Consider the following 22,835-nt stretch of genomic DNA (forward strand, 5'->3'; position numbering starts at 1 on the left):
AATTTTCGTGACATATTCGCGCGAATCCCTCTCCTCCGTCATGCTTAGGAAAACGCATGACGGAGGATGCCATGAAAAACCGAAAACTGACGGAAGCCGACGTAACGTCTGAGTCTGTCTTTATGTTACAGCGCCGCCAGATCCTGAAAATGCTTGGCATCAGCGCCACCGCGCTCTCGCTCTCGCCGGCAGCACACGCCGACCTGCTCGACTGGTTTAAAGGCAACGATCGGCCGAAGGCCCCTTCCGGCGCCCCGCTCACCTTTACGAAACCCGCCCAATGGCAGAACAAACTCGCGCTTACGCCAGAAGATAAAGTCACCGGCTACAACAACTTCTACGAATTTGGTCTCGACAAGGCCGATCCTGCCGCCAACGCCGGTAGCCTCAAAACCGATCCGTGGACGCTGAAGATTGATGGCGAAGTGGCGAAACCTCTGACGCTGGATCATCACGATCTGACCACCCGTTTCCCGCTCGAAGAGCGTATCTACCGTATGCGCTGTGTGGAAGCCTGGTCGATGGTGGTGCCCTGGATTGGCTTCCCGCTGCATAAATTACTGGCGATGGTTGAGCCCACCAGCAACGCAAAATATGTCGCCTTCCAGACGCGCTATGCGCCGGACGAGATGCCTGGACAAAAAGACCGGTTTATTGGCGGCGGGCTTGAGTATCCGTATGTGGAAGGGTTACGCCTCGATGAGGCGATGCACCCGCTTACCCTGCTGACCGTCGGCGTGTACGGCAAGGCGCTTCCGCCGCAGAACGGTGCCCCCATTCGTTTAACCGTACCGTGGAAATACGGTTTCAAAGGAATTAAGTCCATCGTCAGCATTAAGCTCACCCGCGAGCGCCCGCCAACCACCTGGAATCTGGCGGCCCCGGACGAATACGGTTTCTTCGCCAACGTGAACCCGCATGTGGATCACCCGCGCTGGTCGCAGGCGACCGAGCGGTTTATCGGTTCCGGCGGTGCGCTGGACGTAAAGCGTCAGCCCACGCTGCTGTTTAACGGTTATGCGGATGAAGTGGCCTCGCTGTACCGTGGCCTCAATTTACGGGAGAACTTCTGAGTGCGTTTAACAGCAAAACAGATTACCTGGCTGAAAGTGCTTCTGCATCTGGCCGGGCTGCTTCCTTTTATATGGCTGTTCTGGGCCGCCAGCCAGGGGCTCTTTAGCGCCGATCCGGCCAAGGATATCCAGCATTTTACCGGTCGGATGGCTCTGAAATTTTTGCTGGCCACCTTGCTCGTCTCGCCGCTGGCGCGCTACGCTAAACAGCCACTATTGATACGCACCCGTCGGTTGTTAGGGCTATGGTGTTTTGCCTGGGCGACGCTGCATCTCACCAGCTATGCCCTGCTGGAGTTGGGAATTAACAATCTGGCACTGCTTGGCCGCGAACTGGTGACACGCCCTTATCTGACGCTGGGTATTGTGAGCTGGGTGATTTTACTGGCGTTAGCGCTGACCTCCACGCAATATGCACAGCGAAAACTGGGCAGGCGCTGGCAGCTGCTGCACAACTTCGTCTATCTTGTCGCGATCCTCGCTCCCATTCATTACCTGTGGTCGGTGAAGATCCTCTCCCCGCAGCCGGTCCTGTACGCACTGGCCGCCGTGGCGCTTTTAGCATGGCGTTACAAGAAGTTCCGCCAGTGGTTGCGATAGTGCGCGAAACTGTGCGTTTTCCCGCATATTCCCCGTCAACCGCAAATCTTTTTCGGATAGCGGTTGATAATCTTCCCTGATAAGACCAGTATTTAGCTGCTAAATGCTACGAAATCGTTATAATGTGCGACCTTGGTTCGCCTGACAGCGGTTTTAAGCCTCTGAAAAGGTGACATTTGCGTTTCGAAGGTATATTTTGTTTTTTACCCGAAAATCGCAGGAGATAGCGGCATAATGACTGATAAGTTCCATATCTTAGTTTTGAACGGACCGAACCTGAACATGCTCGGAACCCGTGAGCCTGAGAAGTACGGCACGCTGACATTGAGTGAAATTGTTAACCGTCTGGGAACGGAGGCAGCGTCACTGAATGTGGATTTGGATCATTTTCAGTCGAATGCGGAGTACGCAATCATCGACCGTATTCATCAGGCTAAAGACAATGTGGACTATATCCTGATCAATCCGGCCGCGTTTACGCACACCAGTGTTGCTATCCGCGACGCACTGCTCGCGGTGAGTATCCCGTTTATCGAGATCCACCTGAGTAACGTGCACGCCCGAGAGCCGTTCCGCCACCATTCGTATCTGTCAGATATCGCTGCTGGCGTTATCTGTGGACTGGGCGCAGACGGCTATTCATACGCTTTACAGACAGCGGTAAAACGCTTGTCACAATCACACTAAACAAGAGTACGGAACCCACTCATGGATATTCGTAAGATTAAAAAACTGATCGAGCTGGTTGAAGAATCAGGCATCTCCGAACTGGAAATTTCTGAAGGCGAAGAGTCTGTACGCATCAGCCGTGCAGCCCCAGCCGCTAGCTTCCCGGTAATGCAGCAGGCTTATGCTGCGCCAGTGCAGCAGCCTGCGCTCTCCGCAGCCGTTGCGCCAGCAGCAACTGAAGCCGCACCTGCCGCTGCAGCAGAAATCAGTGGTCACATCGTACGTTCCCCAATGGTTGGTACTTTCTACCGCACCCCGAGCCCGGACGCGAAGGCGTTCATCGAAGTGGGTCAGAAAGTCAACGTAGGCGATACCCTGTGCATCGTTGAAGCGATGAAAATGATGAACCAGATCGAAGCAGACAAATCAGGTACTGTGAAAGCGATTCTGGTCGAAAGTGGTCAGCCGGTTGAATTTGACGAGCCGCTGGTCGTCATCGAGTAACGAGGCGAACATGCTGGATAAAATTGTTATCGCCAACCGCGGCGAGATTGCTCTGCGTATTCTTCGTGCCTGTAAAGAGCTGGGCATCAAGACCGTCGCGGTGCACTCAAGCGCGGATCGCGATTTAAAACACGTATTGCTGGCGGATGAGACGGTCTGTATTGGCCCGGCTCCGTCCGTAAAAAGCTATCTGAACATCCCGGCTATCATCAGCGCCGCTGAAATCACCGGCGCGGTGGCAATTCATCCGGGTTACGGCTTCCTCTCTGAGAACGCCAACTTTGCTGAGCAGGTTGAACGCTCTGGCTTCATCTTCATCGGTCCGAAAGCCGACACCATCCGCCTGATGGGCGACAAAGTGTCTGCAATCACCGCGATGAAAAAAGCCGGTGTGCCAACCGTACCAGGCTCTGACGGCCCTCTGACCGACGACATGGATGCTAACCGTGCTCATGCTAAACGCATTGGCTACCCGGTTATCATCAAGGCGTCTGGCGGCGGCGGCGGTCGCGGTATGCGCGTTGTGCGTAGCGATGCCGACCTGGCGCAGTCCATCTCCATGACCAAAGCTGAAGCGAAAGCCGCTTTCAGCAATGACATGGTATACATGGAAAAATACCTGGAAAACCCACGCCACATCGAAATTCAGGTGCTGGCTGACGGTCAGGGTAACGCGATCTATCTGGCAGAACGTGACTGCTCCATGCAGCGTCGTCACCAGAAAGTGGTCGAAGAAGCGCCAGCACCGGGTATTACCCCGGAACTGCGTCGCTACATCGGCGAGCGTTGCGCCAAAGCGTGTGTCGATATCGGCTATCGCGGGGCGGGTACCTTTGAGTTCCTGTTCGAAAACGGCGAGTTCTATTTCATCGAAATGAACACCCGTATTCAGGTTGAACACCCGGTTACCGAAATGATCACCGGCGTTGACCTGATCAAAGAACAGCTGCGTATCGCTGCAGGCCAGCCGCTCTCCATCAAGCAGGAAGAAGTTGTGGTGAAAGGCCATGCGATCGAGTGTCGTATCAACGCCGAAGACCCGAACACCTTCCTGCCAAGCCCAGGTAAAATCACGCGTTTCCACGCGCCGGGTGGTTTTGGTGTGCGTTGGGAGTCTCATATCTACGCCGGTTACACCGTACCGCCGTACTATGACTCAATGATCGGCAAGCTCATCTGCTACGGCGAAAACCGTGACGTGGCGATTGCCCGCATGAAGAACGCCCTGCAGGAGCTGATCATCGACGGTATCAAAACCAACGTTGATCTGCAGATGCGTATCATGAGCGACGAGCACTTCCAGAATGGTGGAACCAACATCCACTATCTCGAGAAGAAACTCGGTCTTAACGAGAAGTAAGACTGCGCGCGCACGAAAAGGCCGGATTATCCGGCCTTTTTTATTTCTGGGGCCTGGAAAGCCTCATCATGTACAATCCCCGCTTTCTTCATCCACAAGGGACAAAAAATGGACAAACGTTTTGTTCAGGCCCATAAAGAAGCGCGCTGGGCGCTGTGGCTGACCCTTCTCTATCTCGCCGCATGGTTAGTAACTGCTTACTTACCAGATTCAGCCTCCGGTATCACCGGCCTGCCGCACTGGTTTGAAATGGCGTGTCTGCTGGTACCGTTGATTTTCATTTTGCTCAGTTGGCTGATGGTGCGCTTTATCTTCCGCGATTTCCCGTTGGGGGACAATGATGCAAACTGAAATCATCACCGTACTGGTTGTCTATTTGATCGTGGTATTTGGCCTCTCTTTCTATGCCATGCGCAAACGCAGTACCGGATCGTTCCTGAGCGAATATTTCCTCGGCAGCCGTTCGATGGGCGGGTTTGTGCTGGCAATGACGTTGACCGCCACGTACGTGAGTGCCAGTTCGTTCATTGGCGGGCCGGGCGCGGCGTATAAATACGGGCTGGGCTGGGTACTGCTGGCCATGATCCAGGTGCCCACGATCTGGCTGTCACTGGGTATTCTGGGCAAAAAATTTGCCATACTCGCTCGCCGCTATAACGCCATTACGCTAAACGATATGCTGCAGGCGCGTTATCAGAGCCGCGCGGTGGTCTGGATTGCCAGTATCAGCCTCATTGTCGCCTTCGTCGGCGCCATTGCCGTTCAGTTTATTGGCGGCGCGCGCCTGCTGGAAACGGCAGCGGGTATTAAGTACGAGACCGGGCTGCTCATCTTCGGGATCACGATTGCGCTGTACACCGCGTTTGGCGGCTTCCGCGCCAGCGTGCTGAACGACACCATGCAGGGCATGGTGATGCTGATAGGCACCCTTGTGCTGCTGGTCGGCGTCATCTACGCGGCCGGTGGATTACACAATGCGGTGCAAACGCTGGAGCAGATCGATCCTAAACTGGTCAGCCCTCATGGTGCTGATGATATCCTGACGCCCGCGTTTATGACCTCCTTCTGGGTGCTGGTCTGCTTCGGGGTTATCGGTCTGCCGCATACCGCCGTGCGCTGTATCTCCTATAAAGACAGCAAAGCCGTTCATCGGGGAATTGTGATTGGTACCGTCGTTGTCGCGCTGCTGATGCTGGGTATGCATCTGGCGGGCGCGCTGGGGCGGGCCGTATTACCTCACCTGACCGTGCCGGATCAGGTGATCCCTACGCTGATGGTGCAGGTACTGCCCCCGTGGGCCGCAGGTTTGTTCCTTGCCGCACCAATGGCGGCCATCATGTCTAACGTTAACGCGCACCTGCTGCAGGCTTCCGCCACTATCATCAAAGATCTGTGGCTCAGCGCGCGTCCGGCTAAAATGCATAATGAGCAAAAGCTGAAACGCATCTCGACCTGGACCACGCTGGTGCTCGGCATTCTGATGATGTTAGCCGCATGGCGCCCGCCGGAGATGATCATCTGGCTGAACCTGCTGGCGTTTGGTGGGCTTGAAGCGGTATTCCTGTGGCCGCTGGTGTTAGGGCTCTACTGGGAGCGTGCAAACGCGGCGGGCGCGCTGAGCGGCATGATTGTCGGCGGTGTGCTGTACGCCGTCCTCGCAACGTTTAAGATTCAGTACCTGGGCTTCCATCCGATTGTGCCTTCGTTACTGCTAAGTTTACTGGCGTTTGTGGTGGGGAACCGTTTTGGTCAGCCCGTCCCACAACCCGCTATGATTTCTACTGATAAATAAAGAGTTTTGCCATGCCGTGGATCCAACTAAAACTGAACACAACCGGTGCTAACGCCGAGGAACTGAGCGATGCGCTGATGGAGGCCGGCTCGGTTTCTATCACCTTCCAGGACACGCATGACACGCCGGTCTTTGAGCCTCTGCCGGGCGAAACCCGCCTGTGGGGCGATACCGACGTTATCGGCCTGTTTGATGCTGAAACCGACATGAAAGAGGTCGTCGCGATTCTGGAAAACCACCCTCTGCTGGGCGCTGGGTTTGCGCACAAAATCGAACAGCTGGAAGACAAAGACTGGGAACGCGAGTGGATGGATAACTTCCACCCGATGCAGTTCGGCAAGCGTCTGTGGATCTGCCCGAGTTGGCGTGAGGTTCCTGATGAAAACGCGGTTAACGTCATGCTCGATCCGGGTCTGGCGTTTGGTACCGGCACCCATCCCACGACGTCCCTGTGCCTGCAGTGGCTGGATGGTCTCGATCTGGACGGTAAGACGGTGATCGACTTCGGCTGTGGATCCGGGATCCTCGCGATTGCCGCCCTGAAACTGGGTGCGGCTAAAGCCATCGGGATCGATATCGATCCGCAGGCCATTCAGGCCAGCCGCGACAACGCCGAGCGTAACGGCGTTTCCGATCGTCTGGAGCTGTATCTGCCGGATGCGCAGCCAGAAGCCATGAAAGCCGACGTGGTGGTCGCAAACATTCTGGCAGGCCCACTGCGTGAGCTGGCCCCGTTAATCAGCGTGCTGCCCGTTGAGGGCGGTCTGCTGGGGCTTTCGGGTATCCTGGCAAGCCAGGCGGACAGCGTGTGCGACGCCTACGCCGATCTTTTCACTCTCGACCCGGTGGTGGAGAAAGAAGAGTGGTGTCGTATTACCGGTCGTAAAAAATAAGCATTTGGCGTGGTCATCTGACCACGCCTTTCTCCCACTGATAATCCTCTCTCCCTCTGCCATTCTTCGGTAAAATAACCACACAAATCATGTTGATTTGTGTTATAAAAATTCACCGGAAGAATATGATGAAACACATTACAGGCAAGGCAGCGCTGCTGGCGCTGAGCATGGTTTCGGCTTCAGCATTTGCGTCACACTGGAGCTACGAAGGGGAAGGTTCACCGGAACACTGGGGCGAACTGGACGAGGCCTACAAGACCTGTCAAAGCGGGATGAACCAGTCTCCGATTAATATTGATTCAACCGCTAACGCCCATCTCTCCCCGCTTAAAACGCACTACATTGATGGCCCAGTGGGGCTGACAAACAATGGCCATACCATCCAGGCCAGCGAAAAGGCAGATACCCGCAACACGATAACCCTGGACAAGCAAACCTGGACGCTACAGCAGTTCCACTTCCATGCGCCGAGCGAAAACACCGTGCACGGCAAAAAGTACGCGATGGAGATGCATCTGGTACATAAAAACAGCGCGGGTGAGCTGGCCGTGGTGGCCGTCATGTTTGATAAAGGTGCTGCCAATCCGGAGCTGGAAAAGCTGTGGAGCGTGATGCCGCAGCAGGCTGAACAGAACGTAACCCTTGAGAAGGATCTCAACCTGAACAAATTGCTGCCAAAGGTGAAAACCTACTGGCGCTTTAGTGGCTCGTTGACCACGCCACCGTGTTCTGAAGGGGTCACCTGGATCGTGCTCAAACAGCCGTTAACCGTCTCAGCAGAACAGCTTGAGAAATTTACTCATACCATGCATCACGATAATAACCGTCCGGTACAGTCTCTGCATGGGCGTGTTGTGGTCGAATAACGCCCATCCTGAGCCTTAAGATCATGTTCTAAAATGCGACGCAGATCGCAAAGAAGAGGGAAAATCTGCTGCTAAAAACAGCAGATTATCCCGCTGAGGTAAGCCGTTTATTCAGAAATGATGAGAAGTTACGGGAAATTGTAAGCGCCCATAAAATAGCCATTCCCACATAACATAATGATTTAAATAGTGAATAATTCTTAACGGAAAGATTGAGCGGCGATTCCTTGATCTACAACAGTGGATTGTTCAAAGTTTGGCCTTTCATCTCGTGCAAAAAATGCGTAATATACGCCGCCTTGCAGTCACAGTATGGTCATTTCTTAACTCATGCGCATCGGACACCACCAGCTTAGAAATCGCCTGATCGCAGCCCCTATGGCAGGTATTACCGACCGGCCGTTCAGGACGCTGTGCTATGAGATGGGAGCCGGTTTAACCGTATCCGAGATGATGTCGTCTAACCCGCAGGTTTGGGAAAGCGATAAATCCCGCCTTCGGATGGTGCACATTGATGAACCGGGTATTCGCACCGTGCAAATTGCCGGAAGCGTGCCTGAAGAGATGGCAGATGCCGCGCGTATCAACGTGGAAAGTGGTGCCCAGATTATTGATATCAATATGGGGTGCCCGGCCAAAAAAGTGAATCGCAAGCTTGCAGGTTCAGCCCTTCTGCAATACCCCGACCAGGTGAAAGCTATCCTGACGGCGGTTGTCAGCGCAGTGGACGTTCCTGTTACGTTAAAGATTCGCACGGGTTGGTCGCCGGAACACCGTAACTGTGTAGAGATTGCCCAACTGGCCGAAGACTGTGGCATTCAGGCCCTGACCATTCATGGACGCACGCGCGCCTGTTTGTTCAACGGTGAAGCTGAATACGACAGCATTCGGGCAGTTAAGCAGAAAGTTTCCATTCCGATTATCGCGAATGGCGACATAACTGACCCGCTTAAAGCCAGAGCTGTGCTCGACTATACGGGAGCTGATGCTCTGATGATAGGACGTGCCGCTCAGGGAAGACCCTGGATCTTTCGGGAAATCCAGCATTATCTGGACACTGGAGAGCTGCTTGCTCCACTGCCTCTGGCAGAGGTTAAGCGCTTGCTTTGTTCGCATGTTCGGGAACTGCATGACCACTACGGTCAGGCGAAAGGGTACCGAATTGCGCGTAAACACGTTTCCTGGTATCTCCAGGAGCACGCTCCAGATGACCAGTTTCGGCGCACATTCAACGCCATAGAGGATGCCAGCGAACAGCTGGAGGCGTTGGAGGCATACTTCGAAAATCTTGCGTAATGAAATAAAGAGCTGACAGAACTATGTTCGAACAACGCGTAAATTCTGACGTACTGACCGTTTCTACCGTTAACTCTCAGGACCAGGTAACTCAAAAGCCCCTGCGTGACTCGGTTAAACAGGCACTGAAGAACTATTTTGCTCAACTGAACGGTCAGGATGTTAATGACCTGTATGAGCTGGTACTGGCTGAAGTTGAACAGCCACTGTTGGACATGGTGATGCAATACACCCGCGGTAACCAAACCCGCGCTGCGCTGATGATGGGTATCAACCGTGGTACTCTGCGTAAGAAACTGAAAAAATACGGCATGAACTGATACTAATCAGTTAAATGCTTGTTTAAAAAGGCGCTCTTCGGCATGGGGAAGCGCCTTTTTTATTTCCTGCTTCAGTCCGTCAACGCTTTGTAAACCTTCGCTTATCCCGCTTTAAAACCGCCGCTTTTGGTGTATATTTCCCCCCACTCTACTGGCGCTCTTCTCGCGGAATGACACAATGATTCGTAAATACTGGTGGCTGGTTGTCTTTGCAATCTCCGTTCTGATTTTCGATGCACTCCTGATGCAGTGGATTGAACTGATGAGCACCGAAACCGATAAGTGTCGCAATATGAACTCCGTGAATCCCCTGAAACTCGTGAACTGCTCAGAGCTCGACTAATCGCCTGATTGCGCAAGTCCCCCCGTTATTACCCACTAAAAACGGGGATTTAAATCCCTTTGAGCCATTACCCGACGGTGATAATGTCTCGCCCTTCTCAACCGCTCTAGCGTAACCTCACACTCGAGTAGAACCGTCCATGCTGGTCAGCCAATACAACCATATCCTTGTTGTCCTCTCCTTTGTTGTCGCCATTCTTGCCGCATATACCGCACTGAATATGGCGGCACGTGTCGCCGGGAGTCAGGGCGTCGCTGCCCGCGTCTGGCTGGCTGGTGGCGGTATTGCAATGGGCATAGGCGTGTGGGCCATGCATTTTATCGGCATGCTGGCGATGGACCTCTCCATGAGCATGAGCTACAACGCCACCCTGACGGTGCTATCGATGGTCATCGCCGTGGGGTCGTCACTATTTGCGCTCTGGCTCGTTAGCTGCGATCGGTTACGCTTGCGCCGTCTGCTGCCCGGTGCGCTGGTGATGGGAAGCGGTATTGTTGCCATGCATTACACCGGCATGGCTGCGCTGGAGGTGATGCCCGGGATTATCTGGGACAAGGTCTGGGTGGCCATTTCGGTCGCCATTGCGCTTGCCGCTTCACTCGCTGCATTATGGCTGACCTTCCGCCTGCGTCACGATGCCGCTCAGGTCGTGCTGATGCGCACGGGTGCCGCCATCACCATGGGCATTGCCATTGCCGGGATGCACTACGCCGGGATGAAAGCCGCACAGTTTCCGATGTCCACAATGGTTCACCATGAGGGTATCAACGGGAGCTGGCTGGCGGTGCTGGTTAGCGTCGTCGCGCTCTCTATTCTTGGGATTACCTTGCTGGTATCAATGCTGGATGCCCGCCTTCAGGCACGTACCGCCCTTCTGGCCTCGTCACTTGCAGAAGCTAACCGGGAACTCGCACAACTGGCCCTGCACGATACCCTGACGCGTCTGCCCAACCGTATCCTGCTGGAAGACCGACTCGATCAGGCCATCAGCAAAGCCGATCGTGAAGGGACCCATTTCGCCCTGATGTTCATGGATCTCGACGGTTTTAAAGCCATCAATGACGCTTACGGCCATGATGTCGGTGACAAGCTGCTAATTGCCGTTACGGAGCGTCTGCTGCATCTCCTGAAGGGCCAGTTCACCCTGGCACGTATCGGCGGTGATGAGTTTGTTCTGTTGGCTGAGGGAGAAGGCCCGGACGATGCGGCATCGCTGGCGAATTCGCTGGTGCGCGCGATCGATAGCCCGTTCAACCTCGACCACTATGAACTGGTGGTGACCCTCAGCATTGGGATCGCGCTGTATCCTCACGACGGTAAAACCGAACGTGAGCTCATGTTTAACGCCGACGCGGCGATGTACCATACCAAGCACATGGGCCGGAACGGTTACCACTTTTTCCAGCCCTCGATGAATACACTGGCGCAGACCCATCTTCAGTTGATGAACGATCTGTGGATGGCGATCGATCGCAATGAGCTACGCCTGCTGTACCAGCCAAAATTTCACGCTCCCGCCGGCCCTATCCTTGGATTTGAGGCGTTATTGCGCTGGCAGCATCCTAAGCAGGGATTACTGACCCCGGACCTTTTCCTGCCGCTGGCGGAGAAAACGGGGCTGATTATCCCTATCGGCAACTGGGTAATTAATGAAGCCTGTCGCCAGCTGCGTGAATGGCATCTTCAGGGACATCAAAGCTGGTCAATGGCGGTAAACCTGTCGACGCTGCAGTTTGAACAGCCTTCGCTAGTCAACACGGTTCTCAACTGCCTGGCACTTCATCATGTGCCACCAGAAATGTTGATCCTGGAAGTGACGGAAACCACGGCAATGAGCAACCCGGATGAAAGTGTACGGGTGCTGACAGAGCTGACGGAAGCGGGCGTAAAGGCCTCCATTGATGATTTTGGTACCGGATATTCGAGCCTGCTGTACCTCAAGCGCTTACCGGCCTGTGAATTGAAAATCGACAGGGCGTTCGTGAAAGAGCTAAGCGGGGAAAGCGAGGATGCCACCATTGTCTCAGCGATTGTGGCCCTCGCCAAAACACTCAACCTGAAAGTCGTGGCTGAAGGTGTAGAAACCGAAGCACAGCAAGCCTTTTTAACTGAGCTAGGTTGCAACACCCTTCAGGGTTACCTGTTAGGTAAACCCGTCAGCGCGCAAACCATTGAGGCACTTTGCGCACGAGGGGAAATGTTACCTGGCGCTGAGCTGTAAGCATCATCATGAGGCGATACGCGAATGACAGGCAGTGTCGCCAGAATGCTATCGACCAGGGCGGGAGCCTGCTGAAAAAGATTGAAACTGTCGTTATTCATTAACCAGTTTTTAATGATTCCGCTAAAAAAACCGTGGAATACGATCAGGGTCAGATCAACATTTACCTTTGGCGAAATGATGTTACGTGAAATACACGCCTCCAGCGTGGCACGCAGCGTGTCATAATTGAACCCAATCCGTTTTCTTATCTCACTCTCAGAAATCATATCACTGCTAAATTCACATTTGTGATACAGAATTTGTAAAAGGGCACATTGTCGGGGCTCACGCGCAATATACTGCAGCGCAGTAATAAATTGCTCACGAAGTATTAACAATGGATCATCACCTTCGGAAAGGGAAAGCCGGTCGCGAATAATGTCGCGAAGCGGTAATTGCTGCTCCCAGATGGCATTAAATATTTCGGCTTTACTGGTGAAGTGCCAGTAAATGGCACCGCGCGTCACCTTTGCGGCATCCGCGATGTCCGTCAGCGTCGTGTTGGCTACGCCACGCGTCGCAAACTGGCCGATAGCCGCCTCAATCAGCTGCTGTCGGGTTTGTTGAGCTTCTTCTTTCTTTTTACGCGCCATAGACAACTACTCGCTACTCACAAGATTTATACGTAACACAGGGGTCAGGAGAAAGAAAGTATTCACCAAATTCCGTTTTAATTTTGCACAAAAAAAGTCAATCTTCTTAATTTATAGCTTAGCTAAATACATATTTAAGTTTAAATTCACAACATGAATAATTAAATCACGTTAAGCGCTATTTAACTGATTAGCTTGCCGGAAGATGACGGAGAAATAAACCGAGCCTGATTCTGATTTTTCTGCTCAGACCTTGTCATCCGCACTTATAAATTAAAAAACATTAAATACCCTCATTATTATACGCAGCTACATTTTATTTTTTTATCCCGCTGCCCCTGCTACCGATTCACGCCAAATATCGGTTTCCGGGTATTTAAAGGACCAGTAATGACGAATCATTTCAGACGCTTACCTTTAGCCGGTTTCATTGTCTGCGCTGCACTGCTCTCAGGATGCGATGGCCAGGAAAACCAACCGCAACATCCGCAGGCCCCCCAGGTCAGCGTGCATATTGTGAAAAGCGCACCGCTGGCTGTCACCACTGAACTCCCGGGCAGAACTGATGCGTTCCGCGTGGCAGAGGTTCGTCCGCAGGTTAGCGGTATTATCCTGCGCCGCAACTTCACGGAAGGCAGCGATGTAAAAGCCGGGGATTCGCTTTATCAGATTGATCCTGCTACCTATCAGGCGGCTTACGATAACGCGAAAGGCGAGCTGGCGAAGGCCCAGGCGGCGGCCAATATTGCGCACCTGACGGTGAAACGTTATCTCCCGCTGGTCGGCACACAGTATGTTAGCAAGCAAGAGTATGACCAGGCCGTCGCCACGGCCCAGCAGGCAGATGCCAGCGTCGTCGCCGCCAAAGCGGGCGTTGAAAGTGCACGCATCAATCTTGCCTATACCAAAGTGACGTCTCCCGTCGATGGCCGCATCGGCAAATCCAGCGTGACGGAAGGCGCGCTCGTGACGAACGGACAAACCGCGGCGCTGGCAACGGTCCAGCAGCTTGATCCGATTTACGTCGATGTGACCCAGTCCAGTAATGATTTTATGCGTCTGAAGCAGACGAGCCTGCAAAAAGGCGATACCGCCAGCAGCGTTGAGCTACTGATGGAGAACGGGCAGCCCTATCCGCTGAAGGGCACATTGCAGTTCTCCGACGTCACGGTGGATGAAAGTACCGGCTCGATTACCCTGCGCGCCATTTTCCCGAATCCTCAACATCTGCTGTTACCCGGTATGTTCGTTCGCGCCCGCATTGATGAAGGTACGCAGCCGGATGCGATTCTGGTTCCCCAGCAAGGCGTGACCCGCACACCGCGAGGCGATGCCACCGTGATGGTGGTGAACGATAAAAATCAGGTTGAGTCTCGCACCGTGGTTGCGCCACAGGCGATTGGCGACCGCTGGCTGGTAACGGAAGGGCTGAAAAACGGTGACCGCGTGATTGTCAGCGGACTACAGAAGGTCAGACCGGGCGTAACCGTCGTCGCTACGCCTGATACCACCACCGCTCCGGCCAGTTAAGGGACGACGACATGGCTAATTTCTTTATTCAGAGACCGGTTTTCGCCTGGGTACTTGCCATCATTTTGATGATTGCAGGCGGACTGGCCATTCTCAAACTTCCCGTCGCACAGTATCCGACCATTGCACCTCCCGCCGTGGCGATATCCGCGACCTACCCGGGAGCAGATGCCCAGACGGTACAGGATACCGTGACCCAGGTTATCGAACAGAACATGAACGGTATCGATAACCTGATGTATATGTCCTCCACCAGCGATTCAGCGGGTAACGTCACGATCACCCTGACCTTCGAGTCCGGAACCGATCCGGACATCGCCCAGGTGCAGGTGCAGAACAAGCTGCAGCTCGCCATGCCGCTGCTGCCGCAAGAGGTGCAGCAGCAGGGGATTGGCGTTGAGAAGTCCAGCAGCAGCTTCCTGCTTGTTGCCGGTTTTGTATCAGACAACAAAAACCTGACGCAGGATGACATCTCCGACTATGTCGCCTCGAACGTCAAAGATGCCATCAGCCGAACGTCTGGCGTCGGTGACGTGCAGCTGTTTGGCGCCCAGTATGCGATGCGTATCTGGCTCGACAGCAATGCGATGAACAAATACCAGCTGACGCCGCTGGATATCATCAACCAGCTGAAAACGCAGAACGACCAGATAGCGGCAGGCCAGTTAGGCGGGACGCCGTCCATCCCGGGACAACAGCTGAATGCCTCGATCATCGCGCAAACCCGCCTGAAATCACCGGAAGAGTTCGGTCGCGTGACGCTCAAGGTGAACCAGGACGGCTCGATGGTGCATCTGAAGGATGTGGCTCGCATTGAGCTGGGTGGCGAAAACTACAATATGGTGACAAAAATCAACGGGCAGGCGGCAACCGGCCTGGGGATTAAGCTGGCAACCGGGGCCAATGCGCTGGATACGGCAGCAGCCATCAAGAGCAAGCTGGCACAACTGCAGCCGTTCTTCCCGCAGGGGCTCAAAGTCGTCTACCCCTATGACACCACGCCGTTTGTGAAAATCTCCATCCACGAAGTGGTGAAGACCCTGTTTGAGGCGATCGTTCTCGTCTTCCTGGTCATGTACCTGTTCCTGCAAAACCTTCGGGCAACGCTCATCCCGACGATCGCGGTTCCGGTCGTTCTGCTGGGTACCTTCGCGGTTCTGGCGGCGTTCGGTTTCTCCATCAATACCCTGACAATGTTCGGCATGGTGCTGGCGATAGGCCTGCTGGTTGATGACGCTATTGTGGTCGTCGAGAACGTTGAACGCGTCATGGTCGAAGACAAGCTGCCGCCTAAAGAGGCCACGCAGAAGTCGATGGGGCAGATTCAGGGTGCGCTGGTGGGGATCGCCATGGTGCTCTCGGCGGTCTTTATCCCGATGGCCTTTTTTGGCGGCTCGACGGGGGCGATCTATCGCCAGTTCTCGCTGACTATCGTTTCCGCGATGGCGTTGTCCGTACTAGTTGCGCTAATCCTGACGCCTGCACTCTGTGCAACGTTGCTTAAGCCCGTATCCGCCGATCATCATGAGAAAAAAGGGGGCTTCTTCGGCTGGTTTAATGCGCTTTTTGATAAGAGCGTGGAGCACTACAGTCACAGCGTGAGCGGTATCTTGCGCAAAACCGGGCGCTACCTGGTGGTATACGTCATTATTGTCGGTGGGATGGCGGTGCTCTTCCTGCGCTTACCCACCTCCTTCCTCCCCGAAGAGGATCAGGGGGTGTTTATGACGATGGTTCAGCTGCCTGCGGGGGCAACCCAGACGCGTACTCAGCAGGTCCTCGACCAGGTTCAGGACTACTACCTGAATAAAGAGAAGGCGAATGTTGAATCCGTCTTTACCGTAAACGGCTTTAGCTTTAGTGGCCAGGGCCAGAACTCCGGTATTGCCTTCATCAGCCTGAAACCCTGGGAGGAGCGTCCTGGGGCACAAAATGGGGTCGAGGCGATTGTGGGTCGCGCGACGAAAGCCTTCAGCCAGATTAAAGACGGCCTTGTTTTCCCGTTTAACCTGCCTGCCATTATTGAGCTGGGTACCGCCACGGGCTTCGACTTTGAACTGATCGATCAGGCTAACCTCGGGCATACCCAGCTGACGCAGGCGCGTAACCAGCTGCTCGGCATGGTGAAAGAGCACCCCGACCTGCTGGTACGCGTGCGTCCTAACGGTCTGGAGGATACGCCACAGTTCAAGCTGGACGTCGACCAGGAGAAAGCCCAGGCGCTGGGCATCAGTCTTTCTGACGTCAACCAGACGATTTCGACAGCCTTAGGCGGCACCTATGTGAATGACTTTATCGATCATGGGCGCGTGAAAAAGGTCTACGTCCAGGCTGATGCAAAATTCCGTATGTTGCCAGGAGATATTAACAACCTTTACGTGCGCAGTGCGAACGGGGAAATGGTGCCGTTCTCAGCCTTTAGCAACGCTCACTGGGTTTACGGTTCACCTCGTCTGGAGCGCTACAACGGAATGCCCTCTATGGAGATCCTCGGTGAATCAGCCCCGGGTAAAAGTACCGGCGAAGCCATGGCTATGATGGAAAGCCTCGCGGCAAAACTGCCTTCCGGCATCGGTTATGACTGGACGGGAATGTCTTACCAGGAGCGACTTTCGGGTAACCAGGCGCCTGCACTGTACGCCATCTCACTGATCGTGGTGTTCCTGTGTCTGGCGGCGCTGTATGAAAGCTGGTCCATTCCGTTCTCCGTCATGCTGGTTGTGCCGCTGGGGGTCATCGGGGCGCTTCTCGCAGCATCACTGCGCGGGTTAAACAATGACGTCTATTTCCAGGTCGGCCTGCTGACCACGATTGGTCTGTCAGCGAAAAACGCCATTTTGATCGTCGAATTTGCTAAGGACCTGATGGAGAAAGAGGGTAAAGGCATCATTGAGGCCACGCTGGAGGCGTCAAGGATGCGCCTTCGACCGATCCTGATGACGTCTCTGGCCTTTATACTGGGCGTTATGCCGCTGGTGATCAGCTCCGGGGCCGGGAGCGGTGCGCAAAACGCCGTCGGTACGGGCGTGATGGGGGGAATGCTTTCCGCAACGCTGCTGGCGATTTTCTTCGTACCCGTCTTCTTTGTGGTGGTCCGTCGACGCTTTACCCGCCATAAAGATTAACATTTCCCTAAAAAGGCACCTCGCGTGCCTTTTTTATTTTTAACATAAACAATGAATTAGGCATTAAGCAAAACTAATGTTAAAAATACGATGATTTGCATTAAGTAAAAATACTCTCTTGCAGCTTCATAATGTCTCCATTAATTCGTCCTGAAACCGACTTTTCTCCACGATTTTTACAAACTACATAATTTGAGATTATTCCTCGTGTAACGCGGACTTACCCCGGTGGTAAAATAACCTCCAGTTCGTTAATTGCCCTCCTGGCTTTATAGCGGATGAGAAATAATATTGAGGTAACATCATGAAAAGATTCATTTCCGTTGCACTACTCGCTGCGCTGCTTGCTGGTTGCGCGCACGACTCTCCATGTGTACCGGTTTACGACGACCAGGGCCGACTGGTTCATACCAATACCTGCATGAAAGGCACCACCCAGGATAACTGGGAAACTGCGGGTGCTATCGCCGGCGGTGCTGCCGCAGTGGCAGGTTTGACGCTGGGTATTGTTGCCCTGACGAAGTAACAGCTGTTAAGAAAGCGCGGCTCTGGCCGCGCTTTTGCTTTTAATCAGTGCACTATTTTCATATAAGTAAAAAAATAGCCCCGTATTTATTCGCGCTGTTCATTTCATCCTGAAACCAGTCACATCTTTTTCGTATACTCATTTAAATTACCGGTTCTATTGTGATGATTTTCACACATTAATATTATTGACTACCCTGCCAATATTCACGCTGGAAACTATCTTGTCTTTTTCCTGACGCGACTCAAAACTTTTGCTCCAATTTGTGGCACAGGTTGTAATTTCGCACCGTTTCAGGGCGCTCGTTTTATTTAAGCCTGTCTACACTCAGCATTAAGCGTTCACTCATCTCTTATTTTGTCGAACGCAAAACTGGCATTACGTTTGCTTTATAAACGTTGGCCAACGCCACAGACAGGTAAAGCGTTTAAAAACGCCTCTATAACGATAAATTTCGCCACACAGGATGCATTATGAAAAAGACGATGATAGCCAGCCTGGCCGCTGCAGGCATGATATTTGCCGTAGCCGGTCAAGCCCATGCGGGAACGACACTGGATGCCGTTAAAAAGAAAGGTTTTGTTCAATGCGGTATCAGTGACGGTTTGCCTGGCTTCTCTTATGCCGATGCGAACGGCAAATTTACCGGTATTGATGTGGACGTCTGCCGTGGCGTTGCTGCCGCCGTTTTTGGTGATGACAGCAAAGTAAAATATACCCCGCTGACGGCGAAAGAACGCTTTACGGCGCTGCAGTCCGGTGAGGTTGACATGCTCTCCCGTAATACCACCTGGACTTCCTCCCGCGACGCGGGGATGGGGATGTCATTCACGGGCGTGACCTATTATGACGGTATCGGCTTCCTGACCCACAATAAAGCGGGCCTGAAAAGCGCCAAAGAGCTGGATGGCGCCACCGTTTGTATTCAGGCGGGCACCGATACCGAGCTGAACGTCGCCGATTATTTCAAAGCAAATAACATGAAATACACGCCAGTGACATTCGACCGCTCGGATGAGTCGGCCAAAGCGCTGGAATCCGGCCGTTGCGACACGCTGGCCTCTGACCAGTCACAGCTGTATGCCTTACGCATTAAGCTGAGCAATCCTGCAGAATGGATTGTTCTGCCTGAAGTGATCTCCAAAGAACCTCTCGGACCGGTTGTACGTCGTGGCGATGAAGACTGGTTCTCCATTGTTCGCTGGACGCTGTTTGCCATGCTGAACGCAGAAGAGATGGGCATCAACTCGAAAAACGTGGATGAGAAAGCGGCTAAACCATCCAACCCGGATATGGCACACCTGCTGGGTACAGAAGGTGATTTCGGCAAGGATCTGAAGCTGGATAACAAGTGGGCCTACAACATCATCAAACAGGTGGGCAACTACTCTGAGATCTTTGAACGCAACGTGGGATCGGAAAGCCCGCTGAAGATCAAACGCGGCCAGAACAATCTCTGGAACAACGGCGGTATTCAGTACGCACCACCAGTACGTTAAGTCATAGCTGTAACGGGCACTGCTTTGGCAGTGCCCACTCCAGAGTCATGGTTACTGAGGTTTCTTTATGTCCCATCGCCGCTCAGCCGTAAAAGGATCGCTATCCTTTTCTCATCCCGCGGTCCGCGCCTGGCTATTCCAGATTATTGCTATTGTTGCGGTTGTTCTCATCGCCGTGTATCTCATCCATAACACCATCACCAACCTGAATAATCGCGGCATTACCTCCGGTTTCGCGTTTTTAGATCGCAGCGCGGGGTTTGGCATTGTTCAGCATCTTATTGATTACCAGGAAGGTGACACGTATGGACGCGTGTTCGTGGTCGGTTTACTGAATACGCTGCTGGTATCGGCGCTTTGTATCGTCTTCGCGTCGATACTGGGCTTCTTTATTGGTCTGGCGCGTCTTTCTGAAAACTGGCTCCTGCGGAAGCTGTCGACGGTTTATATCGAGACGTTCCGCAATATCCCCCCGCTGCTGCAGATCTTCTTCTGGTATTTCGCCGTACTGCGTAACCTTCCTGGTCCCCGTCAGGCCGTCGACGCGTTTGAGCTGTTTTTCCTGAGTAACCGTGGGTTATCCATTCCTTCTCCTCAGCCGGGCGAAGGACTGTACGCTTTCATCGGCGCGATTGTGATAGCGCTTGCCCTCTCCGCTGGGGTATTCCGTTTTAACCGCAAGCATCAGATCAAAACCGGTCAGCTTCGTAGAACCTGGCCCACCGCAGTCATCCTGATCGTTAGCCTGCCGCTAGTGGCACACTGGCTGTTTGGCGCCGCGTTGCACTGGGATGTTCCCCATCTGCGAGGCTTTAACTTCCAGGGGGGAATGGTGTTAATTCCTGAACTGGCGGCCCTGACATTGGCGCTATCGATTTATACCTCAGCCTTTATCGCTGAGATTATTCGTGCCGGGATCCAGGCCGTCCCGCACGGGCAACACGAAGCGGCACGCTCACTAGGATTACCGCATACGGTGACGCTTCGCCAGGTCATTATTCCGCAGGCATTACGGGTCATCATTCCGCCGCTGACCAGCCAGTATCTCAACATCGTCAAAAACTCGTCGCTGGCCGCCGCTATTGGTTACCCGGATATGGTGTCCCTCTTCGCCGGAACCGTGCTTAACCAGACCGGACAAGCCATTGAAACCATAGCCATCACCATGTCTGTCTATCTCATCATCAGCCTGGTAATTTCACTGCTGATGAACCTCTATAACCGTCGTATAGCACTGGTCGAGCGCTAAGGATCTATGATGACAAAAGCAATACTGTCGCACGCCTCGCGCCCTGCCAACTCGACAGGTGGACGTTTCATTCTCTGGGTGCGAAAGAATCTGTTCTCCAGCTGGAGTAATAGTCTGCTGACGATTGTCTGCCTGTGGCTCATGTGGGAATTGATTCCTCCCCTGCTGAACTGGGCGTTTTTGCAGGCCAACTGGGTCGGTTCAACCCGAGCTGATTGTACAAAAGCCGGTGCCTGCTGGGTGTTTATTCATGAACGTTTCGGTCAGTTCATGTATGGATTGTATCCCCACGAACAGCGCTGGCGGATTAATCTCGCGCTGGTAATAGGCCTGCTCTCTGTCGCAGTCATGTTCTGGAAAAAGCTGCCTCACCGTGGACGCTATATTGCCGTCTGGGCAGTGGTTTATCCAATTATTGTCTGGGTGCTCTTGTATGGCGGTTTTCTGGGGCTGGAACGCGTTGAAACACGCCAATGGGGTGGGCTGACGCTGACGTTGATTATCGCGTCAGTGGGGATAGCCGGTGCTCTGCCGTGGGGGATTTTACTTGCCCTCGGACGGCGTTCAAAAATGCCGATCGTCCGCGTGCTCTCCGTTATCTTCATTGAGTTCTGGCGCGGCGTACCGCTTATCACCGTCCTGTTTATGTCGTCGGTCATGCTGCCGCTGTTTATGGCTGAAGGCACAACGATCGACAAACTGATCCGTGCCCTGGTCGGGGTAATTCTCTTCCAGTCCGCCTATGTTGCAGAAGTTGTGCGCGGTGGTCTGCAGGCGTTGCCTAAAGGCCAGTACGAAGCGGCAGAATCACTGGCGCTCGGCTACTGGAAAACGCAGGGGCTGGTCATTCTTCCCCAGGCACTCAAGCTGGTCATCCCGGGTCTGGTCAACACGATCATTGCCCTCTTCAAGGATACCAGCCTGGTGATCATCATCGGATTGTTCGATCTCTTTAGCAGCGTGCAGCAGGCAACCGTTGACCCTGTCTGGCTGGGCATGTCCACCGAAGGATATGTCTTTGCTGCCCTGATCTACTGGATCTTTTGTTTTAGCATGTCGCGCTACAGCCAGCATCTGGAAAAGCGCTTTAACACCGGGCGTACACCGCACTGAGGAAAATATGAGCCAAATAACTATGACACCCGCCGACGCGATGATTACGCTGGAAAACGTGAACAAATGGTACGGACAGTTTCATGTCCTGAAGGACATTAATCTCAAGGTCAAGCAGGGCGAACGCATCGTCCTGTGCGGCCCTTCCGGGTCCGGGAAATCCACAACCATTCGCTGCATTAACCATCTTGAAGAGCATCAGCAAGGACGCATCGTGGTTGATGGTATCGAGCTGAATGAAGATATCCGCAATATCGAACGCGTGCGTCAGGAAGTGGGAATGGTCTTTCAGCACTTTAATCTGTTTCCGCACCTGACCGTTCTGCAGAACTGTACGCTTGCACCGATTTGGGTACGGAAGATGCCGAAAAAGGAAGCCGAGGCGCTGGCAATGCACTACCTGGAGCGTGTACGAATCGCAGAACATGCAAATAAGTTCCCTGGCCAGATATCGGGTGGCCAGCAGCAGCGTGTGGCTATCGCCCGTTCACTGTGTATGAAACCGAAAATTATGCTGTTTGATGAACCGACATCAGCTCTCGATCCGGAAATGGTGAAGGAGGTTCTGGACACCATGATTGGGCTGGCACAATCTGGCATGACTATGCTGTGCGTCACGCATGAGATGGGTTTTGCGCGAACTGTAGCCGACCGGGTGATCTTTATGGACCGCGGGGAGATTGTTGAGCAGGCGCCGCCGGATGAGTTCTTTGCGCATCCGAAGTCAGAACGTACGCGAGCATTCCTGTCGCAGGTGATTCATTAATCTGCTGTTTTTGCCCGGTGGCGCTGCGCTTACCGGGCCTACCGTTTTCACGAGAATCATAACGCAAAAAGGCCATCCTTTCGGATGGCCTCTTCACTTGTTTGATGTCTGGCAGTTCCCTACTCTCACATGGGGAGACCCCACACTACCATCGGCGCTACGGCGTTTCACTTCTGAGTTCGGCATGGGGTCAGGTGGGACCACCGCGCTAAAGCCGCCAGACAAATTCTTTTACTTCTTGCCGAACTTTAACCTAAGTATAAAGTGGTGCTGATACCCAGAGTCGAACTGGGGACCTCACCCTTACCAAGGGTGCGCTCTACCAACTGAGCCATATCAGCACGCTAAATTTGATGCCTGGCAGTTCCCTACTCTCACATGGGGAGACCCCACACTACCATCGGCGCTACGGCGTTTCACTTCTGAGTTCGGCATGGGGTCAGGTGGGACCA

General features: G+C 53.6%; 21 protein-coding genes, 1 tRNA gene and 2 rRNA genes. 20 read left to right on the plus strand and 4 right to left on the minus strand.

What is annotated here, in order from left to right; genetic code table 11:
* The first annotated feature begins 71 nt into the window (after positions 1-71).
* The 13 genes from msrP to BMW97_RS13325 all read left to right on the plus strand — a co-directional run bounded on the left by msrP (position 72) and on the right by BMW97_RS13325 (position 11,940).
* Entirely contained in the window at positions 72-1,073 is a 1,002-nt protein-coding gene (gene msrP / locus BMW97_RS13265) for a protein-methionine-sulfoxide reductase catalytic subunit MsrP (RefSeq protein WP_045910138.1), read from the plus strand.
* Entirely contained in the window at positions 1,074-1,673 is a 600-nt protein-coding gene (msrQ, locus tag BMW97_RS13270; protein ID WP_024906321.1) for a protein-methionine-sulfoxide reductase heme-binding subunit MsrQ, read from the plus strand.
* A 234-nt stretch (positions 1,674-1,907) separates the two neighbouring features.
* The gene (gene aroQ / locus BMW97_RS13275) at positions 1,908-2,360 is read left to right on the plus strand and encodes a type II 3-dehydroquinate dehydratase (protein ID WP_024906320.1); all 453 of its coding nucleotides are present in this window, start codon (positions 1,908-1,910) and stop codon (positions 2,358-2,360) included.
* Positions 2,361-2,381: 21 nt separating this feature from the next.
* Positions 2,382-2,846: an acetyl-CoA carboxylase biotin carboxyl carrier protein gene (accB, locus tag BMW97_RS13280; RefSeq protein WP_013098992.1), complete on the plus strand. Its 465-nt coding sequence runs from the start codon at positions 2,382-2,384 to the stop codon at positions 2,844-2,846.
* A gap of 10 nt (positions 2,847-2,856) precedes the next feature.
* Positions 2,857-4,206 (plus strand): acetyl-CoA carboxylase biotin carboxylase subunit, encoded by a 1,350-nt coding sequence (gene accC / locus BMW97_RS13285; protein ID WP_024906319.1) that lies wholly within the window; start codon positions 2,857-2,859, stop codon positions 4,204-4,206.
* Between the two features lie 108 nt (positions 4,207-4,314).
* Positions 4,315-4,557, plus strand: a complete 243-nt coding sequence (locus tag BMW97_RS13290) for a YhdT family protein (protein ID WP_045910139.1) — start codon at positions 4,315-4,317, stop codon at positions 4,555-4,557.
* Entirely contained in the window at positions 4,547-5,998 is a 1,452-nt protein-coding gene (gene panF, locus BMW97_RS13295) for a sodium/pantothenate symporter (RefSeq protein ID WP_032650448.1), read from the plus strand. Before BMW97_RS13290 ends, panF begins: the two co-directional genes overlap by 11 nt.
* 11 nt (positions 5,999-6,009) lie before the next feature.
* Positions 6,010-6,891 carry a 50S ribosomal protein L11 methyltransferase gene (prmA, locus tag BMW97_RS13300; protein ID WP_045910140.1) on the plus strand — a complete coding sequence of 294 codons (882 nt, stop codon included), beginning with the start codon at positions 6,010-6,012 and terminating at the stop codon, positions 6,889-6,891.
* 128 nt (positions 6,892-7,019) lie between these two features.
* Complete coding sequence (locus BMW97_RS13305) at positions 7,020-7,760, plus strand: carbonic anhydrase (protein ID WP_045910141.1); 741 nt, start codon at positions 7,020-7,022, stop codon at positions 7,758-7,760.
* A 330-nt stretch (positions 7,761-8,090) separates the two neighbouring features.
* A complete protein-coding gene (gene dusB, locus BMW97_RS13310; protein WP_008502861.1) occupies positions 8,091-9,056 on the plus strand; it encodes a tRNA dihydrouridine synthase DusB in 966 nt (321 codons plus the stop codon).
* 23 nt (positions 9,057-9,079) lie between these two features.
* Positions 9,080-9,376 (plus strand): DNA-binding transcriptional regulator Fis, encoded by a 297-nt coding sequence (gene fis / locus BMW97_RS13315; RefSeq protein ID WP_000462905.1) that lies wholly within the window; start codon positions 9,080-9,082, stop codon positions 9,374-9,376.
* 178 nt (positions 9,377-9,554) lie between these two features.
* Complete coding sequence (locus tag BMW97_RS13320; protein WP_008502862.1) at positions 9,555-9,719, plus strand: DUF2556 family protein; 165 nt, start codon at positions 9,555-9,557, stop codon at positions 9,717-9,719.
* 139 nt (positions 9,720-9,858) lie between these two features.
* On the plus strand, positions 9,859-11,940 hold the full coding sequence (locus BMW97_RS13325; RefSeq protein WP_045910142.1) for a putative bifunctional diguanylate cyclase/phosphodiesterase: 2,082 nt from the start codon (positions 9,859-9,861) through the stop codon (positions 11,938-11,940).
* On the opposite strand, the gene envR is transcribed toward BMW97_RS13325, so the two are convergent.
* Positions 11,856-12,575, minus strand: a complete 720-nt coding sequence (envR, locus tag BMW97_RS13330) for an acrEF/envCD operon transcriptional regulator (RefSeq protein ID WP_045910143.1) — start codon at positions 12,573-12,575, stop codon at positions 11,856-11,858. The genes BMW97_RS13325 and envR overlap by 85 nt on opposite strands.
* Positions 12,576-12,965: 390 nt before the next feature.
* Between envR and BMW97_RS13335 the strand changes: the two genes are divergently transcribed.
* The 7 genes from BMW97_RS13335 to BMW97_RS13365 all read left to right on the plus strand — a co-directional run bounded on the left by BMW97_RS13335 (position 12,966) and on the right by BMW97_RS13365 (position 22,383).
* A complete protein-coding gene (locus BMW97_RS13335) occupies positions 12,966-14,105 on the plus strand; it encodes an efflux RND transporter periplasmic adaptor subunit (protein ID WP_045910144.1) in 1,140 nt (379 codons plus the stop codon).
* Positions 14,106-14,116: 11 nt separating this feature from the next.
* Positions 14,117-17,230, plus strand: a complete 3,114-nt coding sequence (locus tag BMW97_RS13340; protein WP_045910145.1) for an efflux RND transporter permease subunit — start codon at positions 14,117-14,119, stop codon at positions 17,228-17,230.
* Between the two features lie 304 nt (positions 17,231-17,534).
* Complete coding sequence (locus tag BMW97_RS13345) at positions 17,535-17,756, plus strand: lipoprotein (RefSeq protein ID WP_008502867.1); 222 nt, start codon at positions 17,535-17,537, stop codon at positions 17,754-17,756.
* 473 nt (positions 17,757-18,229) lie between these two features.
* Positions 18,230-19,255 carry an amino acid ABC transporter substrate-binding protein gene (locus BMW97_RS13350; RefSeq protein WP_045910146.1) on the plus strand — a complete coding sequence of 342 codons (1,026 nt, stop codon included), beginning with the start codon at positions 18,230-18,232 and terminating at the stop codon, positions 19,253-19,255.
* A gap of 67 nt (positions 19,256-19,322) precedes the next feature.
* Positions 19,323-20,504, plus strand: coding sequence for an amino acid ABC transporter permease (locus BMW97_RS13355; protein WP_008502869.1), 1,182 nt, complete (start codon positions 19,323-19,325; stop codon positions 20,502-20,504).
* 9 nt (positions 20,505-20,513) lie between these two features.
* Entirely contained in the window at positions 20,514-21,617 is a 1,104-nt protein-coding gene (locus BMW97_RS13360; RefSeq protein ID WP_045910147.1) for an amino acid ABC transporter permease, read from the plus strand.
* A gap of 7 nt (positions 21,618-21,624) precedes the next feature.
* On the plus strand, positions 21,625-22,383 hold the full coding sequence (locus BMW97_RS13365; RefSeq protein WP_014171880.1) for an amino acid ABC transporter ATP-binding protein: 759 nt from the start codon (positions 21,625-21,627) through the stop codon (positions 22,381-22,383).
* Between the two features lie 106 nt (positions 22,384-22,489).
* On the opposite strand, the gene rrf (BMW97_RS13370) is transcribed toward BMW97_RS13365, so the two are convergent.
* The 3 genes from rrf (BMW97_RS13370) to rrf (BMW97_RS13380) all read right to left on the minus strand — a co-directional run.
* Positions 22,490-22,605: ribosomal RNA gene (gene rrf / locus BMW97_RS13370) — 5S ribosomal RNA — on the minus strand.
* Between the two features lie 43 nt (positions 22,606-22,648).
* Positions 22,649-22,724, minus strand: a tRNA-Thr gene (locus tag BMW97_RS13375).
* 14 nt (positions 22,725-22,738) lie between these two features.
* Positions 22,739-22,835 (minus strand): 5S ribosomal RNA (gene rrf, locus BMW97_RS13380); the annotation flags it as partial.

Origin of the sequence: Enterobacter sp. NFIX58, assembly GCF_900110475.1 — a bacterium.
GTDB lineage: Bacteria > Pseudomonadota > Gammaproteobacteria > Enterobacterales > Enterobacteriaceae > Enterobacter > Enterobacter quasiroggenkampii.

Coding starts and splice junctions, on each gene's coding strand:
- BMW97_RS13325 (WP_045910142.1), top strand. CDS start 9,859: ATGCTGGTCAGCCAATACAACCATATCCTTGTTGTCCTCTCCTTTGTT.
- panF (WP_032650448.1), top strand. CDS start 4,547: ATGCAAACTGAAATCATCACCGTACTGGTTGTCTATTTGATCGTGGTA.
- msrP (WP_045910138.1), top strand. CDS start 72: ATGAAAAACCGAAAACTGACGGAAGCCGACGTAACGTCTGAGTCTGTC.
- accC (WP_024906319.1), top strand. CDS start 2,857: ATGCTGGATAAAATTGTTATCGCCAACCGCGGCGAGATTGCTCTGCGT.
- BMW97_RS13365 (WP_014171880.1), top strand. CDS start 21,625: ATGAGCCAAATAACTATGACACCCGCCGACGCGATGATTACGCTGGAA.
- accB (WP_013098992.1), top strand. CDS start 2,382: ATGGATATTCGTAAGATTAAAAAACTGATCGAGCTGGTTGAAGAATCA.
- BMW97_RS13360 (WP_045910147.1), top strand. CDS start 20,514: ATGACAAAAGCAATACTGTCGCACGCCTCGCGCCCTGCCAACTCGACA.
- BMW97_RS13320 (WP_008502862.1), top strand. CDS start 9,555: ATGATTCGTAAATACTGGTGGCTGGTTGTCTTTGCAATCTCCGTTCTG.
- BMW97_RS13350 (WP_045910146.1), top strand. CDS start 18,230: ATGAAAAAGACGATGATAGCCAGCCTGGCCGCTGCAGGCATGATATTT.
- prmA (WP_045910140.1), top strand. CDS start 6,010: ATGCCGTGGATCCAACTAAAACTGAACACAACCGGTGCTAACGCCGAG.
- BMW97_RS13305 (WP_045910141.1), top strand. CDS start 7,020: ATGAAACACATTACAGGCAAGGCAGCGCTGCTGGCGCTGAGCATGGTT.
- BMW97_RS13345 (WP_008502867.1), top strand. CDS start 17,535: ATGAAAAGATTCATTTCCGTTGCACTACTCGCTGCGCTGCTTGCTGGT.
- BMW97_RS13355 (WP_008502869.1), top strand. CDS start 19,323: ATGTCCCATCGCCGCTCAGCCGTAAAAGGATCGCTATCCTTTTCTCAT.
- aroQ (WP_024906320.1), top strand. CDS start 1,908: ATGACTGATAAGTTCCATATCTTAGTTTTGAACGGACCGAACCTGAAC.
- envR (WP_045910143.1), bottom strand. CDS start 12,575: ATGGCGCGTAAAAAGAAAGAAGAAGCTCAACAAACCCGACAGCAGCTG.
- fis (WP_000462905.1), top strand. CDS start 9,080: ATGTTCGAACAACGCGTAAATTCTGACGTACTGACCGTTTCTACCGTT.
- BMW97_RS13340 (WP_045910145.1), top strand. CDS start 14,117: ATGGCTAATTTCTTTATTCAGAGACCGGTTTTCGCCTGGGTACTTGCC.
- BMW97_RS13335 (WP_045910144.1), top strand. CDS start 12,966: ATGACGAATCATTTCAGACGCTTACCTTTAGCCGGTTTCATTGTCTGC.
- BMW97_RS13290 (WP_045910139.1), top strand. CDS start 4,315: ATGGACAAACGTTTTGTTCAGGCCCATAAAGAAGCGCGCTGGGCGCTG.
- dusB (WP_008502861.1), top strand. CDS start 8,091: ATGCGCATCGGACACCACCAGCTTAGAAATCGCCTGATCGCAGCCCCT.